The sequence below is a fragment of the Paenibacillus sp. FSL R7-0216 genome (assembly GCF_037969915.1).
GTDB lineage: Bacteria > Bacillota > Bacilli > Paenibacillales > Paenibacillaceae > Fontibacillus > Fontibacillus rhizolycopersici.
Window position 1 is genome coordinate 1,126,787 of sequence record NZ_CP150222.1, and the last position, 22,741, is coordinate 1,149,527.

General features: G+C 55.7%; 17 protein-coding genes. 12 read left to right on the plus strand and 5 right to left on the minus strand.

What is annotated here, in order from left to right; translation table 11 throughout:
* Window positions 1–40: 40 nt before the first annotated feature.
* Complete coding sequence (locus tag MKZ15_RS04790) at window positions 41–970, minus strand: helix-turn-helix domain-containing protein (protein WP_339820244.1); 930 nt, start codon at window positions 968–970, stop codon at window positions 41–43.
* A 197-nt stretch (window positions 971–1,167) separates the two neighbouring features.
* On the opposite strand from MKZ15_RS04790, the gene MKZ15_RS04795 reads away from it, so the two are divergent.
* The 3 genes from MKZ15_RS04795 to MKZ15_RS04805 all read left to right on the plus strand — a co-directional run bounded on the left by MKZ15_RS04795 (window position 1,168) and on the right by MKZ15_RS04805 (window position 6,411).
* Entirely contained in the window at window positions 1,168–3,918 is a 2,751-nt protein-coding gene (locus MKZ15_RS04795; RefSeq protein ID WP_339820247.1) for a glycoside hydrolase family 2 TIM barrel-domain containing protein, read from the plus strand.
* A gap of 187 nt (window positions 3,919–4,105) precedes the next feature.
* Complete coding sequence (locus tag MKZ15_RS04800) at window positions 4,106–5,038, plus strand: aldo/keto reductase (RefSeq protein WP_155608301.1); 933 nt, start codon at window positions 4,106–4,108, stop codon at window positions 5,036–5,038.
* A gap of 5 nt (window positions 5,039–5,043) precedes the next feature.
* Window positions 5,044–6,411, plus strand: coding sequence for an MATE family efflux transporter (locus MKZ15_RS04805; protein ID WP_339820251.1), 1,368 nt, complete (start codon window positions 5,044–5,046; stop codon window positions 6,409–6,411).
* Window positions 6,412–6,488: 77 nt separating this feature from the next.
* On the opposite strand, the gene MKZ15_RS04810 is transcribed toward MKZ15_RS04805, so the two are convergent.
* On the minus strand, window positions 6,489–7,421 hold the full coding sequence (locus tag MKZ15_RS04810; protein WP_339820253.1) for an S-layer homology domain-containing protein: 933 nt from the start codon (window positions 7,419–7,421) through the stop codon (window positions 6,489–6,491).
* 189 nt (window positions 7,422–7,610) lie between these two features.
* Window positions 7,611–8,393, minus strand: a complete 783-nt coding sequence (locus MKZ15_RS04815; RefSeq protein ID WP_339820255.1) for a Cof-type HAD-IIB family hydrolase — start codon at window positions 8,391–8,393, stop codon at window positions 7,611–7,613.
* A gap of 197 nt (window positions 8,394–8,590) precedes the next feature.
* On the opposite strand from MKZ15_RS04815, the gene MKZ15_RS04820 reads away from it, so the two are divergent.
* Both MKZ15_RS04820 and MKZ15_RS04825 read left to right on the plus strand, forming a co-directional pair.
* A complete protein-coding gene (locus MKZ15_RS04820; protein WP_155608297.1) occupies window positions 8,591–9,550 on the plus strand; it encodes an alpha/beta fold hydrolase in 960 nt (319 codons plus the stop codon).
* 271 nt (window positions 9,551–9,821) lie between these two features.
* Entirely contained in the window at window positions 9,822–10,328 is a 507-nt protein-coding gene (locus tag MKZ15_RS04825; protein WP_155608604.1) for a CYTH domain-containing protein, read from the plus strand.
* A gap of 36 nt (window positions 10,329–10,364) precedes the next feature.
* Here the strand turns inward: MKZ15_RS04825 and MKZ15_RS04830 are convergent, their stop codons facing one another.
* Entirely contained in the window at window positions 10,365–11,123 is a 759-nt protein-coding gene (locus MKZ15_RS04830; protein ID WP_244868557.1) for an SGNH/GDSL hydrolase family protein, read from the minus strand.
* A 226-nt stretch (window positions 11,124–11,349) separates the two neighbouring features.
* Between MKZ15_RS04830 and MKZ15_RS04835 the strand changes: the two genes are divergently transcribed.
* The 7 genes from MKZ15_RS04835 to MKZ15_RS04865 all read left to right on the plus strand — a co-directional run bounded on the left by MKZ15_RS04835 (window position 11,350) and on the right by MKZ15_RS04865 (window position 20,981).
* Window positions 11,350–12,333, plus strand: a complete 984-nt coding sequence (locus MKZ15_RS04835; RefSeq protein ID WP_280516418.1) for a Gfo/Idh/MocA family oxidoreductase — start codon at window positions 11,350–11,352, stop codon at window positions 12,331–12,333.
* Window positions 12,334–12,833: 500 nt separating this feature from the next.
* Window positions 12,834–13,817 (plus strand): sugar-binding protein, encoded by a 984-nt coding sequence (locus tag MKZ15_RS04840; protein ID WP_244868558.1) that lies wholly within the window; start codon window positions 12,834–12,836, stop codon window positions 13,815–13,817.
* Window positions 13,814–15,253, plus strand: a complete 1,440-nt coding sequence (locus MKZ15_RS04845; protein WP_155608601.1) for a sensor histidine kinase — start codon at window positions 13,814–13,816, stop codon at window positions 15,251–15,253. Before MKZ15_RS04840 ends, MKZ15_RS04845 begins: the two co-directional genes overlap by 4 nt.
* A 23-nt stretch (window positions 15,254–15,276) precedes the next feature.
* A complete protein-coding gene (locus MKZ15_RS04850) occupies window positions 15,277–16,842 on the plus strand; it encodes a helix-turn-helix domain-containing protein (RefSeq protein ID WP_193415648.1) in 1,566 nt (521 codons plus the stop codon).
* Window positions 16,843–17,074: 232 nt separating this feature from the next.
* A complete protein-coding gene (xylF, locus tag MKZ15_RS04855) occupies window positions 17,075–18,178 on the plus strand; it encodes a D-xylose ABC transporter substrate-binding protein (RefSeq protein ID WP_193415647.1) in 1,104 nt (367 codons plus the stop codon).
* A gap of 95 nt (window positions 18,179–18,273) precedes the next feature.
* Entirely contained in the window at window positions 18,274–19,785 is a 1,512-nt protein-coding gene (locus MKZ15_RS04860) for a xylose ABC transporter ATP-binding protein (protein WP_213623903.1), read from the plus strand.
* A gap of 2 nt (window positions 19,786–19,787) precedes the next feature.
* Window positions 19,788–20,981: a sugar ABC transporter permease gene (locus tag MKZ15_RS04865; RefSeq protein WP_339820265.1), complete on the plus strand. Its 1,194-nt coding sequence runs from the start codon at window positions 19,788–19,790 to the stop codon at window positions 20,979–20,981.
* 83 nt (window positions 20,982–21,064) lie between these two features.
* Here MKZ15_RS04865 and MKZ15_RS04870 read toward each other — a convergent pair whose 3' ends face one another.
* The gene (locus tag MKZ15_RS04870) at window positions 21,065–22,315 is read right to left on the minus strand and encodes a phosphodiester glycosidase family protein (protein ID WP_339820268.1); all 1,251 of its coding nucleotides are present in this window, start codon (window positions 22,313–22,315) and stop codon (window positions 21,065–21,067) included.
* Window positions 22,316–22,741 lie beyond the last annotated feature (426 nt).

Genomic DNA, 22,741 nt, shown 5'->3' on the forward strand with positions numbered 1-22,741 from the left:
GCTCTAACAATCAGAGTAGGGGTTTTGCGATGGGAAATGATCAGGTTCGGCGAGTGAATGATAACACGATGTCCTGCGGGTAATCGCCAAAGCCGCTGCCGAAAAGGTTTAGCCCGCGTGGGTTGGCGGCATCCTCGCGAACCTCGAAGCGGACGCGGATCGGCTCGTTGAACGCCAAGCCCAGTCCGGAGATCGCGGTAGGCCCGGCGGAAACGCCGTTGACGAAGCTGCCTTTCGGGGTCACTCGCCATTCGGTAAGCTGTCCGTACTGGGTGCCGCCTTTCCACTTCTCGGACGTCAGCTTGCCCTGGCGCTCGCCAAAATCACCAGGACTGGTCCAGGTGCCAACCGGCATGCCGTTCACGCTGACCGTAATGTCGGAAGGCCAATCTTCCCGGAACCCCGGGGCCTCGGAACAAACCTCCGCCCGGATGCAGAGCTCCTCCAGCTCTACGCTTGGCGGCAGCGGATTGGCAAAGTAGTATTCGACGTACCCTGCCTCGGCGAACCATAACAGCGCGGCCTCGGTCCGCTCCGGCATGTAAAACGCCCTCGGATCATCCTGAGAGCCGATCAGGCCTGCATCGCGCCCGACCATGCCGCATGGCGGGCTTACCGAGCAGATGGAATACATGCCGATGGGCATATGAATTTCTTCTACATGATGGAGCCCTTCTCCCGGCTGGGTCGGGAGTTCCAGGAGAATGGAGCGGCAGGTAACCGAGCAGATTTTCTCCCGGTTGGCCCCGGGGGAAGAGACGATCAGTTCAGCCTGCTCCAGGATCTGTACGTTGATGGAAATGGTCGGCTGGGCGACGCCAAGCGATTCAGCCAACTGGCTGATGCTCATCGGCTGCCTGCCCAACGCTTCGAGGATGCGGACGCGGACGTCCCCGGACAACGCTTTGGCCACGTCGAGAATCCGGGAGGCCGGATAGCGTTGGGTGTCCTGACGGTACGGTTCACTCATCTAAATATTCCTTTCTTCGAACGGTAGTCAAAAAGTCAAAACACGTATCGGCATCAAACCTGTAGCCAGTGTACCTCAAAAACGTTATATTGTAAATTTATAATATACATTGTGATTATATAATATATGTGCTATCATGGGGGCGAAATGATCCGAATAATCATGTTCCAGTTGAAAAGGAAAGGTGTGCAAACTTGATGACGAAACCATCGTTAACGACCGGAGCGACCGCAATTCCACGCCCGGAGCATCCCCGGCCGGATTGGCAGCGTGCGGATTGGCTTAATCTGAACGGGACCTGGTCGTTCCAGTTCGAGCCGATCGCCGTAGGGCCCGGCACGTCCCGGGAGGATGGAGAAGCAAAGGATTTTTCGGAACGGATCGAGGTGCCGTTTTCCTGGTCTAGCCCGTTGTCCGGCATTGGTAACAACGAAGCCGGCGTCGGCTGGTACCGGCGAACCGTCATCTGGCGGCCGGAAGCGTCCAGGTCGCGGATTTTCCTCCATTTTGGGGCCGTGGATTATCAGTGCGACGTTTGGGTCAACGGTTTCCATGCCGGATCGCACCGAGGCGGATATGGCAATTTCGAGTTTGAAGTGACGGACTGTTGGAACGCGGAGGGGGAGAATACGATCCTGGTTCGCGCGGAGGATGCAGACGGAGACGATCAGGCACGCGGCAAGCAGGGGTACGGCGAGATTCGCGGCATTTGGCAGCCGGTCTGGCTGGAAGCGCGGCCGCAAACCTACGTGCAGAATGCGAAGTTCCACACGTGTCTCGACGGCCAGGTTGAAGTGACGGCCCGCATCATAGCCAAGGAAGCTTCCGCGGCTAAGCTCGCCCTGCGGTTTCAGGACGGGACCGTAGAGCATACGGAAGAATTGACGCTGGTCGCAGGCGAGAATAAGGTCCACCTCTCGTTTAAGGTGGCGGAGCCCCGGCTGTGGAGTCCGGAAACGCCGCACTTGTATGAGGGGGAACTGCGGCTGACGGTTGCCTCCGAGGAAGACACGATCGCCACATATTTCGGCATTCGAGAAATCGGCACCGCCCGATTCGGGCAGCGGGATTACCGCTGGATCACGTTGAACGGAAAGCCGATTTACCTGAATGGCGCGCTGGACCAATCGTTTCACCCGACCGGGTATTTCACCTATCCGACCGACGAGGACATGAGGGACGAAATTTACCTGATGAAGCGACTCGGGCTTAACTTTGCCCGGATTCACATCAAACCGGAAGAACCCCGCAAGTTGTATTGGGCGGATAAGCTGGGGCTGCTCATCATGCAGGATATGCCCTGCTTCTGGGGCGCGCCGGACGCGAAAGCTCGGACATCCTACGAAAGCGAAGCGCGCGAGGTCATCGAGCGGGACTACAATCACCCGTCGATTTTTGCCTGGATCATGTTCAACGAAACGTGGGGGTTAAAATCGGGGAAAGCGGCCGGCAGCTTGACCGGGGATGAATGGGGCAACATGAATTATTTGCCCGAGACCCAGCAGTGGGTTCAAGGGATTTACCGCTGGGCCAAAGAGACGGATCCGACGCGCCTCGTGGAGGATAATTCCGCCTGCAACTGGGACCATGTCGAAACGGACTTGAACACGTGGCATTTTTACGTGAACGGGTACGAGAAGGTGCGTGAACATATCGGCAATGTGGTGGCCAACACGTATCCGGGGTCGACGTTTAACTATATCGGCGGGCGAACGCAGACGGACGCGCCCCTGATGAACAGCGAATGCGGCAATGTATGGGGCATCGAGCACAGTGCGGGGGATAGCGACCTGGCCTGGCATTACCATTACATGCTGAACGAATTCCGCCGTCATGATAAAATGTGCGGTTTCGTGTTCACGGAGTTTCGGGACGTGACAAACGAATTCAACGGGTATTACCGGCTGGACGGAACGGAAAAAGACTTCGGTTACGGCGGTTTCGTGCCGGGTATGTCGCTTACCGACCTGCATTCGCCGGATTGGATTGTCATCGATGCGCCTCCATCGCAAACGGTCGACACCGGGGCGAAGGTGTCCGTGCCCCTGCTTGGCTCCAGCTTCTCAGACCGGTACCACGGCCGCACGCTCCAACTTGTTTGGGAGCTGTGGTACGACGACCTTGGCATCCGCGTCGTGGCGGACCGCGGCGAGCGTGCGATCGCCTGGGAGGATTACGGCGCGGCGGAGCTGGCTCCGCTCGAGATCGCGATGCCTAAGCAGGACGCCGTTGCGGTGCTGGCCTTGCGGCTGGTCGCCGAGGGAGGCGAGACGGTGTCGCGCAACTTTGCTGCGTTCGACGTGCGCGGCAGTGCCACCGTTTCTGACCCCCACGGTGTGCGTACAGTAAGCGTTCCGGTGGGCGGCTTTGCGCAACAGACGTTTGCGCTGCAATGGGAGTCAATTCTAGGAGCGAAGGCGAGCGGGGCGGGCGCGGGCGCCTTCACGTATGAGGTTCGGTTGCCGGACCGGGAGGAGCATGCGCTGATCGGCGACATCGAAATCGCCTTCGAAGCCGGCGCCAAAAGGGTGCTCGCCCGCAACCTCGAAGGCGTCAAAACGCAAGATCACGGGATCGGCTACATGCACGGGGCTTCCGCCGACGTCGAATACAACCCGAACACCTACTACATGACGGATGAAATCCGCCATGAATCCAAGGTGACGGTTTGCATCGACGGCGAGCCTGTCGGAAGCGTGCACCTCCCCGACGATCCGGCGGATGCCCGCGGTATATTGTCTTGGCATTACCAGCCGGTGGACAACCGCTTGGACGAGGCCGGTTCGTACGGGTATCTCTGCCGCATCAAGGTACCTGGGCGCATCGCCGCCAAACTGGATCGCAGCCGCCATTTCCGGCTGGAGCTGCGTGCCGGGGAAGGCGGGCTGGCGCTGTACGGCCGGAACGCCGGGCGCTATCCGCTGGACATTCAGGTACGCTGCCACTAATCCGCAGATTCATTCCCCGTAAGGCGAGAGACCGTCCGTTTATTCCCGGACGGTCTTTTGCGTATGAGACGAGCGACATGCGCCATACCGTTACGTCGATATTCTCTTGCACGCATTGCCCAATCGGTCTAGAATTGGGCATGAGATCTGATAAATTTAAATCCAAACATCGCAGGAGCGTGAGAGGATGAAGTACAGAAGGTATGGGACGACCGGCAAGCAGGTGTCGGAAATCGGCTTTGGCGCTTGGCAGCTCGGCAATAAGCAGGATTGGGCGTCGATGGAGGACGAGGAGGCTGTCCGTCTGGTGCATGAAGCGCTGGACCTCGGAGTCAACTTTTTTGATACCGCTCCCAATTATGGTCAAGGCAAAAGCGAGGTGTTGCTCGGCAAAGCCCTGGAAAGAAAACGCGAGAAAGCGGTCATCAATACGAAATTTGGCCATTCCCCGGAAGGAACGGATTATTCGGCGGCCCAAATTCGAAATTCGATCGAACGCAGCTTAATGCGGCTGCAGACTGATTATGTCGACTCCGTATTGATCCACAACCCCCCGTTCGACCACCTGGACGGCAAATATGGCCACTATCAGGTGATGGAGGATCTTAAGGCAGAAGGCAAAATCCTGGCGTACGGCGTGTCGGTCGATTCTAGCCGTGAGATGCTTGAAGTGTTGGAGCACGCTCGCCCGGGTGTTATGGAAGTGATGTTTAACATCTTTTATCAGGAAACGGCGCAGGCGTTCCAGTTGGCGAAGGAGAAGGAGGTTGCATTGATCATCAAGGTACCGCTTGATTCCGGCTGGTTGTCGGGTAAATATCAGGGTACCAGCTCGTTCTCGGGTGTTCGCAGCCGCTGGTCCCCGGAGGTCATTCAGACCCGCGCGAAATTGGTGGAGCAGATTCGCTTTTTGGAGGATGAGCAAACGACGATGACGATGGCAGCGCTGCGTTTTATTTTGGCATACCCGGAAGTCGCGACGGTCATTCCCGGCGTTCGGAATAGCGCTCAGCTTCGTGAGAATGTGGCTGCCAGTGATGCGGAGCTGCCTGAAGCGGCGCTGAGACAATTACAGGACCTATGGGAACGAGAGATCCGTTTCAAATCATTGGGCTGGTAACCTGAATGAAGTTTATGGTGCAGGATCAAGCATTTTACCGCAGTTTTTTCAGACTCACCTGGATCATTGCGCTGCAAAATGTCATTTCCTTTGGCGTGAACTTATCGGATAATATCATGCTTGGCGGATACAGCGAATCGGCTTTATCCGGGGTAGCCCTTGCGAATCAGCTCCAATTCCTGTTGCAGATGCTCGTCATGGGCGTAGGCGAGGGCGTGGTAATTCTGTCGTCGCGAGCCTGGGGGGCTCGGGACATGACAACCATCAAGAGGGTTGCCAGCATCGGAATGCGCCTCGCACTAGCTCTTGCCTTGGTACTTTGGCTGGCCGTGTTCTTGTTCCCTCATGGGTGTCTGTCCTTGTTCACGAACGAGGACAGCGTCATCGCCGAAGGGGCCAAGTATTTACGAATCATCGGCTTCTCGTATCTCTTTTTTGCGGCGACCAATCTACTGTTGGCTTCTTTACGCAGCGTAGAAACGGTCAGAGTCGGATTTATTCTCTCTCTGTCGACGTTAATCATCAACGTCTGCCTGAACTATTTGCTGATTTACGGGCATTTCGGCTTCCCCGCATGGGGCGTCCGCGGCTCCGCGGCGGCGACGTTAACGGCCCGAATCATCGAGCTAGCGATCGTATTGGTGTATCTGAAACGAGTGGATCGGAAAATCAATTTTGCGCTGCGGGATTTCTTCCACTTTGATCGGGTAACGTTTAAACAATACGTCAGCGTCGGCTCGCCGATCCTGATGTCCAATGCGCTCTGGGGACTGGCTATGGCGGTGCAGTCCGGAATTTTGGGACATATGGGGGAAGCGGCGATTGCCGCAAACAGCATCGCAACGACGGTCTTTCAAATCGTCTCGGTCGTGACGTATGCTTCCGCCAGTGCGACGGCCGTCATTATCGGAAAAACGATTGGTGCCGGACATCCGGAGAAAATCAAGCCTTACGCCCAGACGCTGCAGGTGCTTTACTTGATCATTGGTTTGGGGACGGGCGTGGTTCTCTTTTTGATCAAGGATGTGGTGCTGGACTTCTATGCCATATCCCCTGAATCCAAGGCACTGGCTCTCCAATTTATGACGGTACTTTCGATCACGGCGGTAGGCACAGCCTACCAAATGCCGGCGCTGACGGGAATCGTGCGAAGCGGGGGAGATACGAGATTTGTGTTGTACAACGACTTCATTTTCATGTGGTTGATCGTGCTGCCCTCGGCTTTCCTGTGCGCCGCCGTGTTTGGGCTTTCGCCGTTATTGACGTTTATTTGCCTCAAATCCGACCAAATTCTGAAATGCTTCGTAGCCGTTGTAAAGGTGAACCGATATCGCTGGATTCGGACGTTTGGAACACCAGAACCCCAAGGATGAACACAAAAAAAAGAATGGACCGCGAGAGTCCGGCAGTTGCCGGTCCTTGGGTCCATTCTTTTCTCGTTTAAAGCGAATTATTTCGATTGTGCGCCGAGCACCGGTTGGTAGCCCGCCGGGATATACGTAACGGCCGTCACTTCAGAAATAACCTGCGGGTAAAATTGTCCGGGTTGAGGTGCCACAACGCGATAGTCGATAATGGCTTTCCCGTCTTTGAATGTGATACTCGAAACTTCCAGGCCGTACCCTGGGTGCGGCGCCATCGCGGTAATCGACACTTTCGTGATGTCGTTCGAGATTTTGTCTGTATTCATCCCGAAGTCGTATAGGCTTCCGGGAACCGGGTTTTCAACGGGTTGACGGTCCTCAATAAACTGCAAGGTCCGGTCAAGCATGCCGGCGGCTTCGCTGCGGGAGACCGGTTGCTTCGGTCCGAAATTCCCCTTTTTATCCAACGTGACGATTTTGGCCTGAAGAAGAGACTGGATGCTGTTCATATAATCTTTGTTGATTTGTTTCTCATCATTGATGTTCAAATATTGCATCGTCCACATGTAATCGCCCTTGGTGCTCAGTCCTTTGAACAGCCAGTGGCTGAACTGCTCCTTCGTCACTTTAGCGGCCGGATTGATGTCCTTGGGAATGTCCAGCCCATAGTAGTTCGCGATGACGAAAGCTTCGGCATACCAGGCGTTATCGTTAACCTTGGTGTAATAATCGCTGGCTTTTGGCATTTTGATGAACCGGATGGTATCGAAGTTCAGGTCCAGCGTTTGAACGATCAGGGAGACGGCGGAAGCGCCGGTCAGTTTCTGGGCCGGATAGTAGCGGCCGTGGAAATCTCCTTTAATGATCCCCCGTTTCTCGAGGTGTTCGATCGCTTTCTGCTCCTTGTCGCCCTTAATATCATTAAAGGCCGATGCGGTGCCGCCGAACATCAGGGTGAATACAATCACCATCAGCAGCGTCAGCTTCGGAAATTTGGATAACGTTTTTTTCGTTTTCATTCGCAATTCCCTCCTGGAACCATAGTTAGTTAACGCAACATATCCGCCGGGTTGCTTCACTGTTCAGCAGCGCCCGACGAGGCGAGGCCTAAGTGTCAATTCCCTCCTCCCGGATACGGTTTGATTTAACCCTTTGACGCAGGAAGTGTTAGAGATGTTTCACTTGATCTTCAATTTTTTGCGAGATCCTTAGGAAATCAACCCTGCGTGGCGCAACCCTTGGCGAATCCCGCCTTCATCCACGGAGGCGGTGACGTAATTGGCGAAAGGCAGCAAGTCCGGATGGGAATTGCCCATGGCGATGCCAAGTCCAACCTCCTGCAGCATTTCCTTGTCGTTCAAACCGTCGCCGAAAGCTACGGCCTCGGAAAGGGGGATGCCAAGGCGCTCCAGCATAGCCGCGATACCAACGGCTTTAGACCCGCCGCGGATCGTCACGTCCATGGCTTTCGGGTGCCAGCGGATCAGGCGCAGATCGTCGAACTGCCCCTCATACAGAGACTCATCCTGCTCTTCACAGTGCAAGAACGCTTGAAACACCGGGGCCTTGCTCCAGAATTCGGGATCGAATCCCGGATGCTCTACCTTTAAGGAATCGATGGACTCGACGATAAACGGGTGAGCATCGGTATTGGCGTAGTAACGTTCATGTCCCTGAAACACGAGCGGATGCTGATGGCGTCCAGCTAGTTCAACCAGCTTACGGAGACTTTGCGGGGGCAGAGTGCGCTGGTACAGCGGCTCCCCCTGGTATACGACGTAAGCGCCGTTCAGACTGACGAAGGATTCGATGTGCAGCAGCTTCGCGATCGGTTCAAAAAAGTACGGCGCCCGCCCGGTCGCAATGACCGGCTCGATGCCGTTCGCTTTCAATTCGGCGATGGCCTTGATCGTATCCTCAGGCACCTGCTTGTCCTCGTTCACCAGGGTGCCGTCGATATCGAAAAAGACGATTTTGTAGTTGTTGTTCATTTGAAAAGCTCCTATCCGTTCGTAATTTTATTTATCTATAAAAATAGTCTAACATGCGGGCGCAAGCCGGTCATAATCCTCCGTTCCTCTTGTACAGAAAGCGTTGTCAAGCTATACTGTGAGCGATGGCCCGGCGACTGCGGTTGCAGTCAAGCCGGACGGTGAAATCAAACCCTATTGTGGAGAGGAAGAGATCAATGCCGGTTATCGACATGCCTTTGGACGAATTACGCAAGTACAGGGGAATCAATCCGAAGCTTCCGGATTTCGATGCTTACTGGGAAGTCGCGCTGCGCGAGATGCGTGCCGTTGATCCGCAGGTACGTATCGAAAAGGCCGATTATCAGCTGCCGGGCGTGGAATGTTATCATCTTTATTTTACCGGAGTCAAGGGAGCGCGCATTCACGCCCAATATGTGCGTCCGGCGAAATTCGAAGGCCCCGCCCCGGCCGTAGTCCTGTTTCACGGCTATTCCGCGAATTCCGGCGACTGGAGCGAGAAGCTGGGATATGCTTCGCTGGGCTTCCACGTGTTCGCCATGGATTGCCGCGGACAGGGAGGTAAGTCGGAAGACGTCGGCGGGACGATCGGAAATACGCTGCAAGGGCATATCATCCGCGGGGTGGACGGCGATCCGCAAAACATGCTGTTCCGCCATATTTTCCTGGATGCCGTGCAACTGACGGGCATCGTCATGGACCTGTCGGAGGTGGACGAGAACCGCGTTGGCGTGACCGGTTGGTCGCAAGGCGGCGGGATCACGTTGGCCTGCGCCGCGCTCGAGCCGCGTGTTCGCCGGGCGGCCCCAGTCTATCCATTCCTGTCCGACTACCGTCGGGTGTGGGAGATGGACTTGGCCCGGAACGCTTACGAGGAGCTGCGGCTGTATTTCCGCCGCTTTGATCCGCAGCATGAGCGGGAGGAAGAGCTGTTCGCCAAGCTGGGATATATCGACGTGCATCATCTGGCGAGCCGCATTCAAGCCGAAGTGCTGATGGGGGTTGGATTGATGGATGAGATTTGTCCGCCATCCACCCAATTTGCAGCCTACAACGCGATTTCCTCGCCGAAGAAGCTGGAGATCTTCCCGGACTTCGGTCACGAAGGATTGCCGGGCATGCCCGATAAGATCGTCCAGTTTATGCTTGGTTTGTAAGAAAAAGCCGTCCAGGAGTCTGCGACTCCTTGGGCGGCTTTCCGCTTTCGTGATAAAGTAAGGACTACACCGTGAAGCCGGAGGTCATGTCCTGCAGCTTTTGCGCCATCCGCGACAACTGGTCCGCGGTGTGATCGATTTTCACGTGATTGTCCCCCTAGGTATGTACTCGTATAATGGATGATGTAGCTCATTGTAGCTGGGACGACTGAATCCAGTATGAATGACAACTGAAAGTTTTACTGAAAAGAAAAGCGAGGGGGTTGTTCCGTTGGCGCTGGAAATTGAACGCAAGTTTCTGCTGCCGGCGTATCCGGAGCATTTGATTCGGAAGGGAGAGCTTATTGTCCGGTCGGAACATGCGATCGACCAGACTTATTTGGCCCTTCATGAGGATCAGGAGCTGCGGGTTCGCAGAATCGAGGATTTGCGTACCGGAGAGATTCAATATACGCATACGTTCAAACGAGGGTTCGGCTTGTCCCGGGAAGAAGTGGAGGTATCCATTTCGGAGGGAATGTACGCCCAGATCACCGGGGTTCATCAGGCGGTTCCTCTGACCAAACGGCGGGTGACGGCCGAATGGGACAAGCTTACGGTGGAAATCGACGTCTACGACCAGATCGATTTTATCGTGCTGGAAGTCGAATTCGGATCGGAAGAGGAAGCACGGGCTTTTGTGGCCCCGGACTGGTTCGGGCCGGACATCAGCACCGACAAGCGATACAGCAACAAGAAGGTGTGGAGCGATTTGCAGCGCAGCAAAAAAGAGACCTGAAGTCCTCAGGTCTCTTCGTTTCATGCAGGGTATCGTCTATTCCAGCGCCAATCCGCCGTTGCCGTCGCGCAGCAGGAAGCGGTAGTTATTGCGAATGAACTCAAGTACCTTGTCGCAGATGATCCGGTGGCCGTCTTCGTTCGGGTGAATGCCGTCCGAGCAAAGAAATTTCGTATAATCGGGATGCTCCAGAAACGCGCCGCGCACGTCGATGAATTTGGTTTTGGTCATCTCCGAGACCTTCAGGATCGTCGAATTGTAGCGTTCCTGCCACCAATAAATCTTCGTGACACTTCCAAGCCATTTCAGGATATTCTTCTCCGCCTCCGGGTCGTTACGGCTGACCCATTGAAAATACTTGTCGGCGTTCAGCGGCGGCAAGCTCATCAGGACCGGGACGATCTGCTGGCTCTTAACGAATTGGATCGCTTCCGTCAGCATTTTTTCGAACAGATTAAAGTCGGTTTTCGGGCTGTGTTCTCCGTCTGGACGTTCAGCAATCTCGTTCCAGTTGAAATCGCAGTCGTTGCCGCCGTATTCGATCAGCACGATGTGGGGCTTATCCTTCTCTACGTCCTTCTTGAGGTTCGTGAGCCCCTTCATTAACGTGTTGCCGAAACGGGCGGTATTGTGTACCGCGCCCTTCAGTTTCTGCTGTAAGAGCGAAACGTAATTGTTCTCCAGTATGACGTATTTATGGCGTTGTTCGTCATAAATGACGCCTTTGGAGATGGAGTCCCCGCTGACCATGTACTTGATTTCATTTTTGGAAAAAAACTTGCTGTCGTAGATCACAGTCTCACCTCTCTCAGGCCTCGAAACTTAAGGTTTCCAGGTATAATGAATGGAATTCATGACGTTTCATTTCGTTACATCTATTGTAGATTAGTTTTCGCGCCTAGTGCAAGTAAGTTGTTCCTAATCGGAACGAATTTGTTTTAGCGTTCGAAAGTGGACAAGGGTGACAGGGAATGAGAGAATACGGGTAAAGCGACCATAACAAAGGGAGGAAATCACTTTGATACGTTTCGCCACGATTGGAACGAACTGGATTACGGAGCGTTTTATTCAGGCGGCTTTGGAAACGGAGCAATTTGCCTTAACGGCGGTTTACTCCCGGACCGAGCAGAAGGGCAAGGAATTTGCCGCCAAGTTCGGCGATCCTCAGGTATATACCGACTTGGAGGCCCTGGCATCCAGCTCCGACATTGATGCCGCCTACATCGCCAGCCCGAATTCATTACACGCCGAGCAGGCGATCCTGCTGATGGATCACGGCAAGCATGTGTTATGCGAGAAGCCGATGGCCTCGAACGCAGCGGAAATCCGGCGGATGATCGAAGCGGCGCGCCGCAACGACGTGCTGCTGATGGAGGCGCTCAAATCCACGCTGATGCCGAATTTCCGGGCGGTCCATGACAATTTGTACAAAATCGGCCGGGTACGGCGTTATTTTTCAAGTTACTGCCAGTATTCTTCGCGGTTTGACGCGTTTAAGCAAGGCAAGGTATTGAACGCTTTTAACCCCGCGTTTTCTAACGGTGCCTTGATGGATCTCGGCATCTACTGCATCTACCCGATGGTGACGCTCTTCGGTAAACCGGAATCCGTGCAAGCCTCCGCCGTGATGTTGTCCTCGGGCGTGGATGGAGAGGGCAGCCTGATCGTGCGGTACCCGGATATGGACGGCGTGATCATGTATTCGAAAATTACCGATTCCTATTTGCCGACGGAAATCCAGGGGGAGAACGGGACGATCGTGATCGATCGGATCAACCAGCCTTATGAGGCAAAAATCCTGTACCGCGACGGGACGACGGAGGAGTTGACGCGCTCCCAGCCGCAGGAGTCGATGTATTACGAGGCTATGGAGTTTATCGACCTGGTTAAAAACGGACAGCGGGAGAGCCAGATCAATACGCATACGCGTTCGCTGGCTGTCGCCGAACTGATGGAGGAAGCCAGACGCCAGTTCGGGCTGCGGTACGCGGCGGATGAAGCTTAAGGTGTCGGTGCTTCGTCCGATCAAGATCAAGCAGCGACCCGATTCCCGAGGACCCAAGCCGGATGATTCCGGGTTGGGTTTTTGCTTTTGATCGTTCGGCCTGAGGCAAAGCGAGGGGGCTGGTGATGGTCCTTTTGCGGCGCTTTGCACCATTATCCCCTTCGCTCAGGTTGGAACGAAGCAGGCTAGCTTGGGGGGGCCTGATTCCTTGACATCCTGCACCATCCCATCACCACACTATGCAAACTTCGCAACCAGCCATCTTCGTACCATGCAATTTTCGCGCCATGCATACTTCGCACTCTGCCATCTTCGTACCATCAAACTTCGCGCCATGCCATGCACGCACCTGAACGATGGACGCCCCTGAACGAAAGGGATAATCGTGCAAAGCGGCCCCAAGAGCATATCATAAATTTTGCCATATCCTGGAACCTGCCTAAATTTCTCATTGCAACCGTTTACACCCTTGAGATAGGATAATCGAAGAGGTGAACAGGATGATCAAGGACAAGAAATGGCTGGCCGGCATGATGATCTGCATCGTCGTTTTGGTCTATTTGTTTATCGGCTTTGCCCGCTATTCCGGGAAAATCGGCAGCATCGTCAAGGAGCTGCAAGGGCAGCCCGCGAGCGGCGAGTCGCGTTATCATATCGTATTGATCGAGCAGGAGCGTTACCATCCTTATTGGGAAATGGTGGAGAAAGGCGCGGCGGAGGCGGCGGAGAAATACGGCATCGACATCGAGTTTACGGGGCCGGTGCGCAACAACATGGAAGAGCAACTGAACCTATTGGAAAAAGCGATCGCCGCCCGCGTCGACGCGATTATCGTGCAGGGACTGAACGAAGAGCGGTTCACTCCGGTGATCGACAAGGCGGTCCGACGCGGGATTCCCGTCGTGACGATCGACACCGACGCACCGGATAGCAAGCGGCTGGCTTATGTCGGCACCGACAATTTGGCCGCCGGCGAACGTCTGGGCCGTCTTGTCGTGGAGACGACCGGCGGTACCGGGAAGATCGGCGTGATCATCGGCAGCGATCAGGCCGCGAACCAACTGCAGCGATTGGACGGGCTGAAAAGAATCGTCGCCGAGCATGAGGGGCTTGAGATTGTCGACGTCCGCAGCTCGAACATCTCTCATATGGAGGCAATCCAGCAGGCAGCCAATATGCTCCGGAAGCATCCGGAGATCAACATTATGGTCGGCACGAGCGCGACCGACGCCCTCGGCGTCCTGCAGGCCGCCAAAAACCGCAATGACTTGACGATCATCGGCTTCGACAATCAGAAGGAAACGCTGGAGGCAATTCGCAAGGGCGAGATCGAGGCGACGGTCGCGCAGCAGCCTTTTTTGATGGGGGATACAGCCGTTCGACTGCTCTATGAGCACTTCAAAGGAAAACCGCTGAAGAAGAAGTACTTCACGGAAGTGAAAGTGCTGGATGCACGAAATGTGGAGGAGGGGGAGAGCTTATGAGCATCCGCCGCAAGCTGTTTCTGTTCATTCCGCTGCTGGTGCTGGTCATGAGCTCGGTGTCCTTCTTTCTATTCCAAAGCGGAAAGAACGTGCAGGAAAGCTATCATCTGATGATGAAGCGCATTTTGCTGTATAAAGAAATCTCCTATGAAGTAGGGGAGAATATGCGGTCGATGAACCGCTTCATCATGCAGATGGATACTGAAAGCTTGCCTGAAGTGGTCAAGCACTTGAACGCCGTCAAAACCTTGAGGTCCGATCTGGACGGGCTTCGAACGATCGGTGGGAGCGATCTGGCCCTAGCCAATTACCGCAACCTCATCGATACGTTCCTGGAGCAGGCCGAGGCGATGATCGAGAAGATCAGCTATGAGGATTCCGATACGATGGCCGGGGCCTATATCGAAGCGGAGCAGACTCAGCGCTTTATCCGCGAGGAGGCGCAGGAGCTGGTCGATTTGGAACTGGAGCAGTACAAGCCGATCTACGAAGAGATGATGTATACAACCGGCGAGCTGAACAAGTTGGGCATTTTGCTGGTGGTGACCGCGGCGGCCTTCAGTATCCTGCTTGCCATCTGGCTGTCGCGCAGCATCACGAATCCGATCCGCCGGCTGGTCGCGACTGCTAAACAGATTTCCAAGGGTCGGATGGACACCAAAGCGCCGGAAAGCGACAGCAACGATGAGATCAGCATTTTGTGCCGCGCGTTTAACGGGATGATCGATAACATCCAGCAACTGATGGCCGAGAACATTAACAATCTGGAGAAAGACCGGCTGGTCAAGGAGCTGGAGTTGAAGACGCTGCAAAGCCAGATCAATCCACATTTTCTCTTCAATACGCTGAATTCCATTTCCAAGCTGGCTTATCTCGAAGGGGCTGCCAAAACCAGCGATCTTGCCGTTTCCGTGTCGCGTCTGCTTCGTTACAATTTGCAGAAGCTGGACCAGGCGGTACCGCTTCGCGAGGAGGTGGCCCATGTCACCGAATACATGAACATCCAGAAGGCGCGGTTCCGCGATCGGATCGCTTTCGTGATCAACATCGACGAGCGCGCGTTGGACGGGAGGATTCCTTGCTTGACCCTGCAGCCGATATTGGAGAACGCCTTCGTGCACGGGATTGAGCAGATGGAAGAAGGGGCCGTGCTGGAGCTGGTGATCCGACTCGGCGGGGAGGACAAGGTCGAGATCGAAATCCGCGACAACGGCGTCGGCATGAGCCGTGAAACGGTGAATACGCTGCTGCAATCGGTGCGCGGGGACGCGCCGCGGTTCGGCGGCAAAGGGCAATCGACGGGTCTGGGCACGCATAATGTGTTCAAGCGGCTGCATTTATTTTTTGACGGGCAGGAACGCATCGCCATCGACAGCGAAGAAGGGGCCGGAACGGCCGTCAGGTTTACTCTGCCTCTTCGCACGAGCATGGAATAGAACGGGGAACGGGGGAAACCAAGGTGTATACTTTGTTGATTGCGGACGACGAAGCTTTGGAGCGGGAAGGCCTGGAATTGATGATCGGTCATGCGATGCCGGATATGTTCCGTTTTCTTCATGCAGAGAACGGGCGACGGGCGATCCAGTTGGCGGAGGAAGGGCGGCCGGATTTTATCTTTATGGATATCAAAATGCCGGGGATCCAAGGCCTGGAGGCGGTGCGGGAAATTATGGCGCGGCAGCCGGGAGCGAAGGTTGTGATGATTACGGCGCATGATTATTTCGCCTATGCGAAGGAAGGGTTGGCACTTGGCGTACGGAATTATTTGCTGAAGCCGGCGCGGCGGGAAGAGGTGCTGGACGTGCTAAAGGGTCTGATCGCCGAAACCGAGGAGGCGAAGCGTGTCCGGGATGAGCAATTGGCGCTACAGGAGAAGTTGTCGCAGTTGCTGCCGCTGGCAGAGAACGAGCTATCATTGATGTTGATGCTGGAATATGCGCAGGAGGTCGAAGCCGACCAATTGGCGGGGATGCTGAACCTCCAGTGGCGCAAGGGGTACGCGATGGTGTTGTCGTTCGCGAAGCACACGCCGAAGGAATGGGCCAGTTTCCAAGTGGCCAAGAAGGAGATTTACGACGCCGTCAAGCAATGGGTGAAGCCGGGGTTGTCCTGTATTGTCAGCCCGGTAGTCGGGCACCAGATGGCGTTGTTTGTTCCGTTTCCGCCGGGACGACCGGGTTATACGCAGCGGGTCATCGCGCTGGAATGGGGCGAGCGGCTGCGCAGCCAGGTTGAGGAGCGGTTCGGGCTGCCGATCTCGGTTGGCATCGGTTCGATTCGCGAGGGCTGGGACGGGTTGAGCCGCTCCTACCGGGAAGCCGTGCGCGTCTGCGCGGACGAACAGGATATCGTCAGCGTCCGGCATTACGATGATATCGCCGAAAGCTCCGGCCGTCCGGCGATCCCTCTGGACGAGGAGAAGAAGCTGCTCGATGCGCTGCTGCGGCACGACAAGCCCGAAGTCACCGAACGCTTCGCCCAGCTGTTTGAACGCCTGGAGGCGGCCGAGCCGCGGCATTATCCGCGCCTGCGCGGCGACGTGATTGGTTTGCTCCTGTATTTGAGCCGCGGCGTTGAAGCGGGAGATGGCCCGGATTTAATCGAGGACTTAAGCGCCTGCGAAGATCCGGCATCGCTGCGCGCGAGCGCGTTGCGCCGGCTTGGCGGCTGGATCGACGGACTGCGGGAGCGGAAAGAACGCAGCCGCTCGCATGTGCTGCAGCGGGCCATCTTGTTCGTCAGCCAGCGATTCAAGGAAGAGATCTCGATGGAGCAAACGGCGGAATACGTCAATCTCAGTCCGTATTATTTCAGCAAATTGTTCAAGCTGCAAACGGGAGAGAATTTCAGTGATTACTTAACTCGCTTGCGGATCGAGGAGGCGAAGCGGTTGATTGCCGAGCGCTCCTTAAGCTTGAAGGAGATTTGTTACGAGGTGGGCTACAAGGACCCGAATTACTTCAGCCGGGTGTTCAAAAAATCCGTCGGCATCACCCCCAGCGAGTATCGCCAGCAAACCGAATGAGCCTGTCCGGTCTTTAAGTCCTTGTCCCAGACAAGGACTTTTTTGTTTTTTCTACACAAAAAAATCCAGTGAAAGCAGCGGGAATGAAAGCCTTTACATCCCGCAGCAAGGGAGTGCAGGCACAGCGCAAAGAAGTGCAGGCTTTGACCGGACCGTAGGGATGAGGGCGGTGCTAAGATAATTTTGTAAGCGCAATCAATAAACGATTATGTAAAGAAGGGGCGTAGGCATAGTGAAAAAACACAGTCATTTTGTACGGTTAAGCTTGGCGGCCATTTTATTGGCTTCCTCCCTGGCAGGCTGCGGGGTTGTATCGGACGGCAGCTCAAACAGCGGGAGCACGAAGGACAATACGGGCAGCGCGGCTGGAGGCAAGGACGACAAAATCGTCATCGGGATGTCGATGGATACCCTGAAGGAAGAGCGGTGGCAGAAGGACCGGGATCTATTCACCGCCAAAGTCGAAGAGCTCGGCGGCGAAGTGAAGGTGCTTGCGGCCAACGGTGACGATGCTACGCAGCTGAGCCAAGCGGAACAATTGATTTCGCAAGGCGTCGATGTGTTGGTGGTTATTGCGCACAATGCCGAAGCAACCGCGCCGATCGTGGAAAAAGCGCATAAAGAGGGCATCAAAGTGATCGCGTATGACCGACTGATTAAAAACTCGGATGTCGACTACTACATCTCCTTCGATAACGTCCGGGTCGGCGAGTTCCAAGCCCGCGCCGTCATGGAAGCGGCACCGAAGGGCAATATCGTTTACATCGGCGGCGCGGACACTGACAACAACGCGCACATGTTTAAAGAAGGCGCCATGAGCGTGCTGAAACCACTGGAGGAGAAAGGCGACATCAAGATCGTTTATGACCAGTTCTCCAAAGACTGGAAGCCGGAAGAAGCGCTGAAGAACATGGAAAACGCGCTGACCGCCAACAACAATGACGTACAAGGCGTAGTCGCCGCGAACGACGGCACGGCCGGCGGGGTCATCCAGGCGTTGACTGCCCAAGGCATGGCCGGCAAGATCCCGGTATCCGGGCAGGATGCAGACTTGGCCGCCGTTCAACGGATCGCCGAAGGCACCCAGCTGATGACCGTGTACAAACCGATCAAATCGATCGCTACCACGGCTGCGGAAATGGCTGTCTCGGCTGCTAAAGGCGAGGAAGTCAAAGCCGACAAGACCGTTAATAACGGCAAGATCGACGTGCCTTCCGTGTTGCTCGATCCGATTCCGGTCGACAAGAACAGCCTGAACGTTGTGATCGAAGATGGGTTCCACAAGCTGGAAGACGTGTACAAAAACGTGCCGAAGGATCAATGGCCTAAGCAATAAATCAGGGCAGAAGCGGCGAAAACCAGGGAGCGTTCGGCGTTCCTTGGTTTCGCGCTTTCCGCCGATCCTTAGGCTAAAGAAGGAGAGCTAAGCCTATGCATGTATTGGAAATGGTGAATATCAGCAAAGAGTTTCCGGGCGTAAAAGCCCTCGACCGCGTGAACTTTAAGGTGCGCAAAGGGGAAATCCACGCGCTCTGCGGCGAGAACGGGGCGGGCAAGTCAACGCTGATGAAAGTGCTGAGCGGTCTGTATCCAGCCGGCACGTATAGCGGAGACATCGTCATCGGCGGCGAGAAGAAACAGTTCCACAACATTACCGATGCGGAAAAAGCCGGCATCGCCATCATTCACCAAGAACTGGCGCTCGTAAAGGAGATGACGGTGGGCGAGAACATTTTCCTCGGGGCGGAACCGACGAAACGCGGCGTGATCCAATGGGATGAGCTGTACCACAATGCAGCCCAGTGGCTGAAGCGGGTCGGACTCCAAATTTCCCCGGACACGAAAATCGGGAGTCTCGGCATCGGCCAGCAGCAGCTGGTGGAGATCGCCAAGGCGCTGTCCAAGCATACGCAGATCTTGATCCTGGATGAACCGACGGCCGCTTTGACGGAAAGCGAAGTGGCGATTCTCATGGGCATCCTGAACCAACTGCGCAGCGAAGGGGTGTCTTGCGTTTATATCTCGCACAAAATGCCGGAGGTGTTTGCTCTGGCCGACTCGATTACGGTGCTTCGCGATGGGCATACGGTGGCGACGCTGGAACGCAAGGACACCAATGACGACCAAGTCGTGTCGCTGATGGTAGGACGGGAGTTGACCGAACGATACCCGCGGGTGGAGCATCGCCCGTCGGATACCGTGCTGGAAGTTAAGAATTATAATGTGTGGCATCCGGAGAAGCGAAACCAGAAGGTGATCAAGGACGTCAATTTCCAGGTTCGGAAAGGCGAAATTCTTGGCATTGCCGGTTTGATGGGCGCTGGTCGGACCGAGCTCGTCAGCAGCCTGTTCGGCGCTTACGGCGGACGGGCGACGGGGGAGGTCTTCGTTGACGGCAAACCGGTGCGTATCCGCTCCGTCGCCGACGCCATCCGCGCCGGGCTTGCCCTCGTCAGCGAGGATCGCAAACGCCAAGGGCTAGTTATGGGAATGGATGTCAAGACGAATACGACGATGGCCACCATGGCCAAAGTTTCGAAGCTAGGCGTGATTAACGACAACGAGGAAATTCGCTGGGGCCTCAAGTATGTGCATGATTTGAAGACGAAAACCGCATCTCTGGAAACCCCTGTCGGCACATTGTCCGGTGGTAACCAGCAGAAGGTCGTCGTCGGCAAATGGCTGATGTCCGACCCGAAAATCCTTATCATGGACGAACCGACTCGCGGCATTGATGTCGGGGCGAAATACGAGATTTATCATCTGATGAATCAACTGGTCGATCAGGGCGTGGCCATCATCATGATCTCCTCGGAGCTTCCGGAGGTGCTCGGCATGAGCGACCGGATTCTGGTGATGAGCGAAGGCAAATTCGTCCGGGAATTCGACTGGCGCGAGGCGACCCAAGAAAATATCATGCAAGCCGCTACGGGAGGGAAATAATCATGGAGCTTCAAAAGGAAATCGGAAAACAAACGGACGGCTCGGCCGTAAAAACGACGCTATGGGGCAGCCTGTTCGGCAAAATGGACGTGCGTGCCTACACGATGGTGGGAGCACTGGTGCTGATCTGGGTACTGTTCGGCCTGCTCGACCCGACATTTTTGACGGCGCGGAACCTGTCTAATCTCTTTACGCAAATGTCCGTGACCTCGATTCTGGCGATCGGCATGGTGCTGGTCATCGTCGCAGGACACATCGACCTGTCGGTCGGTTCGATCGTGGGATTGACCGGCGGGATTGCCGCGATTTTCAGCAATTGGCTGGAGCTGCCGGCGATTGTCGTCATTATCGGTACACTGGCGGCCGGTGCCGTACTCGGTTTGCTGCAGGGCTGGCTGGTTGCTTATAAAATGATTCCCGCCTTTATCGTGACGCTGGGGGGCATGCTGGTATTCCGTGGCACGCTCATGGGCGTGACCGAATCGATGACGATTCCGGTCTCGGACAAGGTGCTTGCGCTGCTTGGGAATGCGTATTTTGCCCAAGGCTTCGGCATTACCCTCGGCGTGTTAGCCATCGGCCTGATTGTTTGGAGCACGCTCCGCAAACGCCGTTCCCGGCAGAAATACGGCTTCGAAGTGGCGCCGTTCGCCGTGGACGTGATCAAGATGGCCGCGCTCTCTCTGCTGGTCGTCGCCTTCGTGCTCGTCATGAATGCCTATAAGGGGATTCCTTTCCCGATCATCTTCGTCATCGCGTTGGCCGCCATTTTCTTCTTCCTGTCCACGAAAACGACCTTCGGCCGGCACATTTACGCAATCGGCGGCAACCTGGAAGCGGCCCGTCTATCCGGCATCAACATCCGCCGCAAAACGATGAGCGTCTTCCTGCTCAGCGGCTTGCTCGCCTCGATCGCTTCGATCGTCCTGACGTCGCGTCTCGCCTCGGCGACAATTACCGCCGGGAACATGGCGGAAATGGACGCCATCGCGGCCTGCGTCATCGGCGGAACGTCGCTGATGGGCGGCGCGGGTACGGTGCTTGGCGCCTTGATCGGCGCGCTCGTTATGACTTCGCTCGATAACGGGATGTCGCTGATGGGGCTGGAGTCGTTCTGGCAATATGTGGTTAAAGGTTCGATCCTCGTCTTTGCTGTTTGGCTGGACATTTCGAATCGGCGCAAAGGGTTGAGATAAGAAGTTTGTATGAAAACAAACGGCACTTCTTTGGAGCTAGGCCCCTGTTGAGGGGGAACTCCTTGGAAGTGCCGTTTTGCTTTTTATTGATAGGTGACGATCAGCGCGTTGCTGATTTTGCGGCCCGGCGGGGTCAGGTATTTGCCGTTGTAATAAAGACCGCTAGAGGCGCCGCCATCGAGGTTCATCGCCTGGTACGCGCCGGCCTGCTTCATGATTTCCGCGAGCTGCGGAATCGTAGCGCCGCCGGAAGTCAGCAGGATCAGCTTATGGTCACGCGTGAGACCTAAGGCGCTGCGGGCACCGCCTCCGGTAAGGATTTTCGGATCCTTGAAGCCTTCCGCCTTGACGTCAATCGCGACTTTTCCATTGACCACAAGGCGCGGCCCGGCTTGGAGCGCTCCCTCCATCGTGCCTGCGCCAAAGGCATCGTTGAAGTCCGCGCCGGGAATCAACCGCGCCAAGAGATTCGAGTCATAGGTGAAAAGGGTGCGCTTGTCGCCGGAGGCTTTCATTTTCAGCTCGCCGCCGCTGACGATGTAGCCGTAAGGGGCTTTGTGCGCGTCATTCGTGTAAGCGTTGAAGAATGTGCCGTTGACGGCGACGACGGCCTTATGGCGTTTGGCGAGGCCACTCAGCTCCTCGACCTTCCCGACGGTGTCCCCGGCGAGCGCGACCTTCAGGCGGACCTTCGGATCCATCAGCGAGATGGTGACCATCTGCACGGAGAAGGAGCGTCCGCCGACCTTAAACGTCTTGCGCTCGCTGACGATCGCTTTCCCGGCGCCGGCGGTGCTGGCCGTGCCGCGGTTTGCGTACGGCAGGGTCAAGCGGGCATCGCCTTGGCCGAGGCTGACCGCGCCGGCGGTTTTGTCCCATTCCGCCGGGAGTTGGAACGTGGCGCTGACGAACTGCAGCGGCACGTAGGTCGCGCCGGCTTCGGTGAACGGCGCATCGGTCAAGGTGATCGGCTCGCCGTTCACCTCGGCTTTGGCGGAGCCGACCCGCAAGATCGCGGTGGTGGCTTCGCCCTGCGCGAGCGTCAATTGCTGCCGGGACGCATCCCACTGGATCTGGATGCCATCCAGTCCGTTTAAGGCCCGGCTGGGCACGAAGGCATGTCCGCTGGCGGCATCCAGCAGGACGACGTTCTTGGCGGGCGCTGCCGTGGCTGCGGCGGACGCCGGAGCGGGGGCTAGGCTGCTGCCGGCGGGGATCAGGCAGACCAGGGCAAGCCCTAGAGCGAGCAGGCGTTTCGCGAGGCTGCGCAGAGAAGTTCCAGTTCCAGTTTCAGTTTCGGTTTTAGTTCTAGTACTTCTAGTTCGGTTCATCAAGATGGTTTTCTCCTTCTATGTAGGGTTGTGAGGTTTGTTTCTTTATGTAATATCGGAAATGTATTCGATTTTTCATATACAAAGTGGGGCTGGCGGCAAAAAATCCGCATTCTATACGATTTTTCATATAGATTCCGGGTAGAACTCTTGCTGGTGTGCAAATCTATATGAAATTTCATATAGATTCCCTTGAAACCGTCGGAAACGCTGAAATGTATTCGATTTTTCGAATACATTTAGTGCGAAGGGGTGGGGGGAGGGGGGCTGCATTACGCCATAGATCAATGGTGCGAGGGGAGGGGGGCAGCATTACGCCATAGATCAATGGTGCGAAGGGGTGGGGGAGTGGGGCTGCATTACGCCATAGATCAATGGTACGTGAGAAGTACAGCCGGATCCGCAAAAAAACTACGGTGCAAGGGCAGG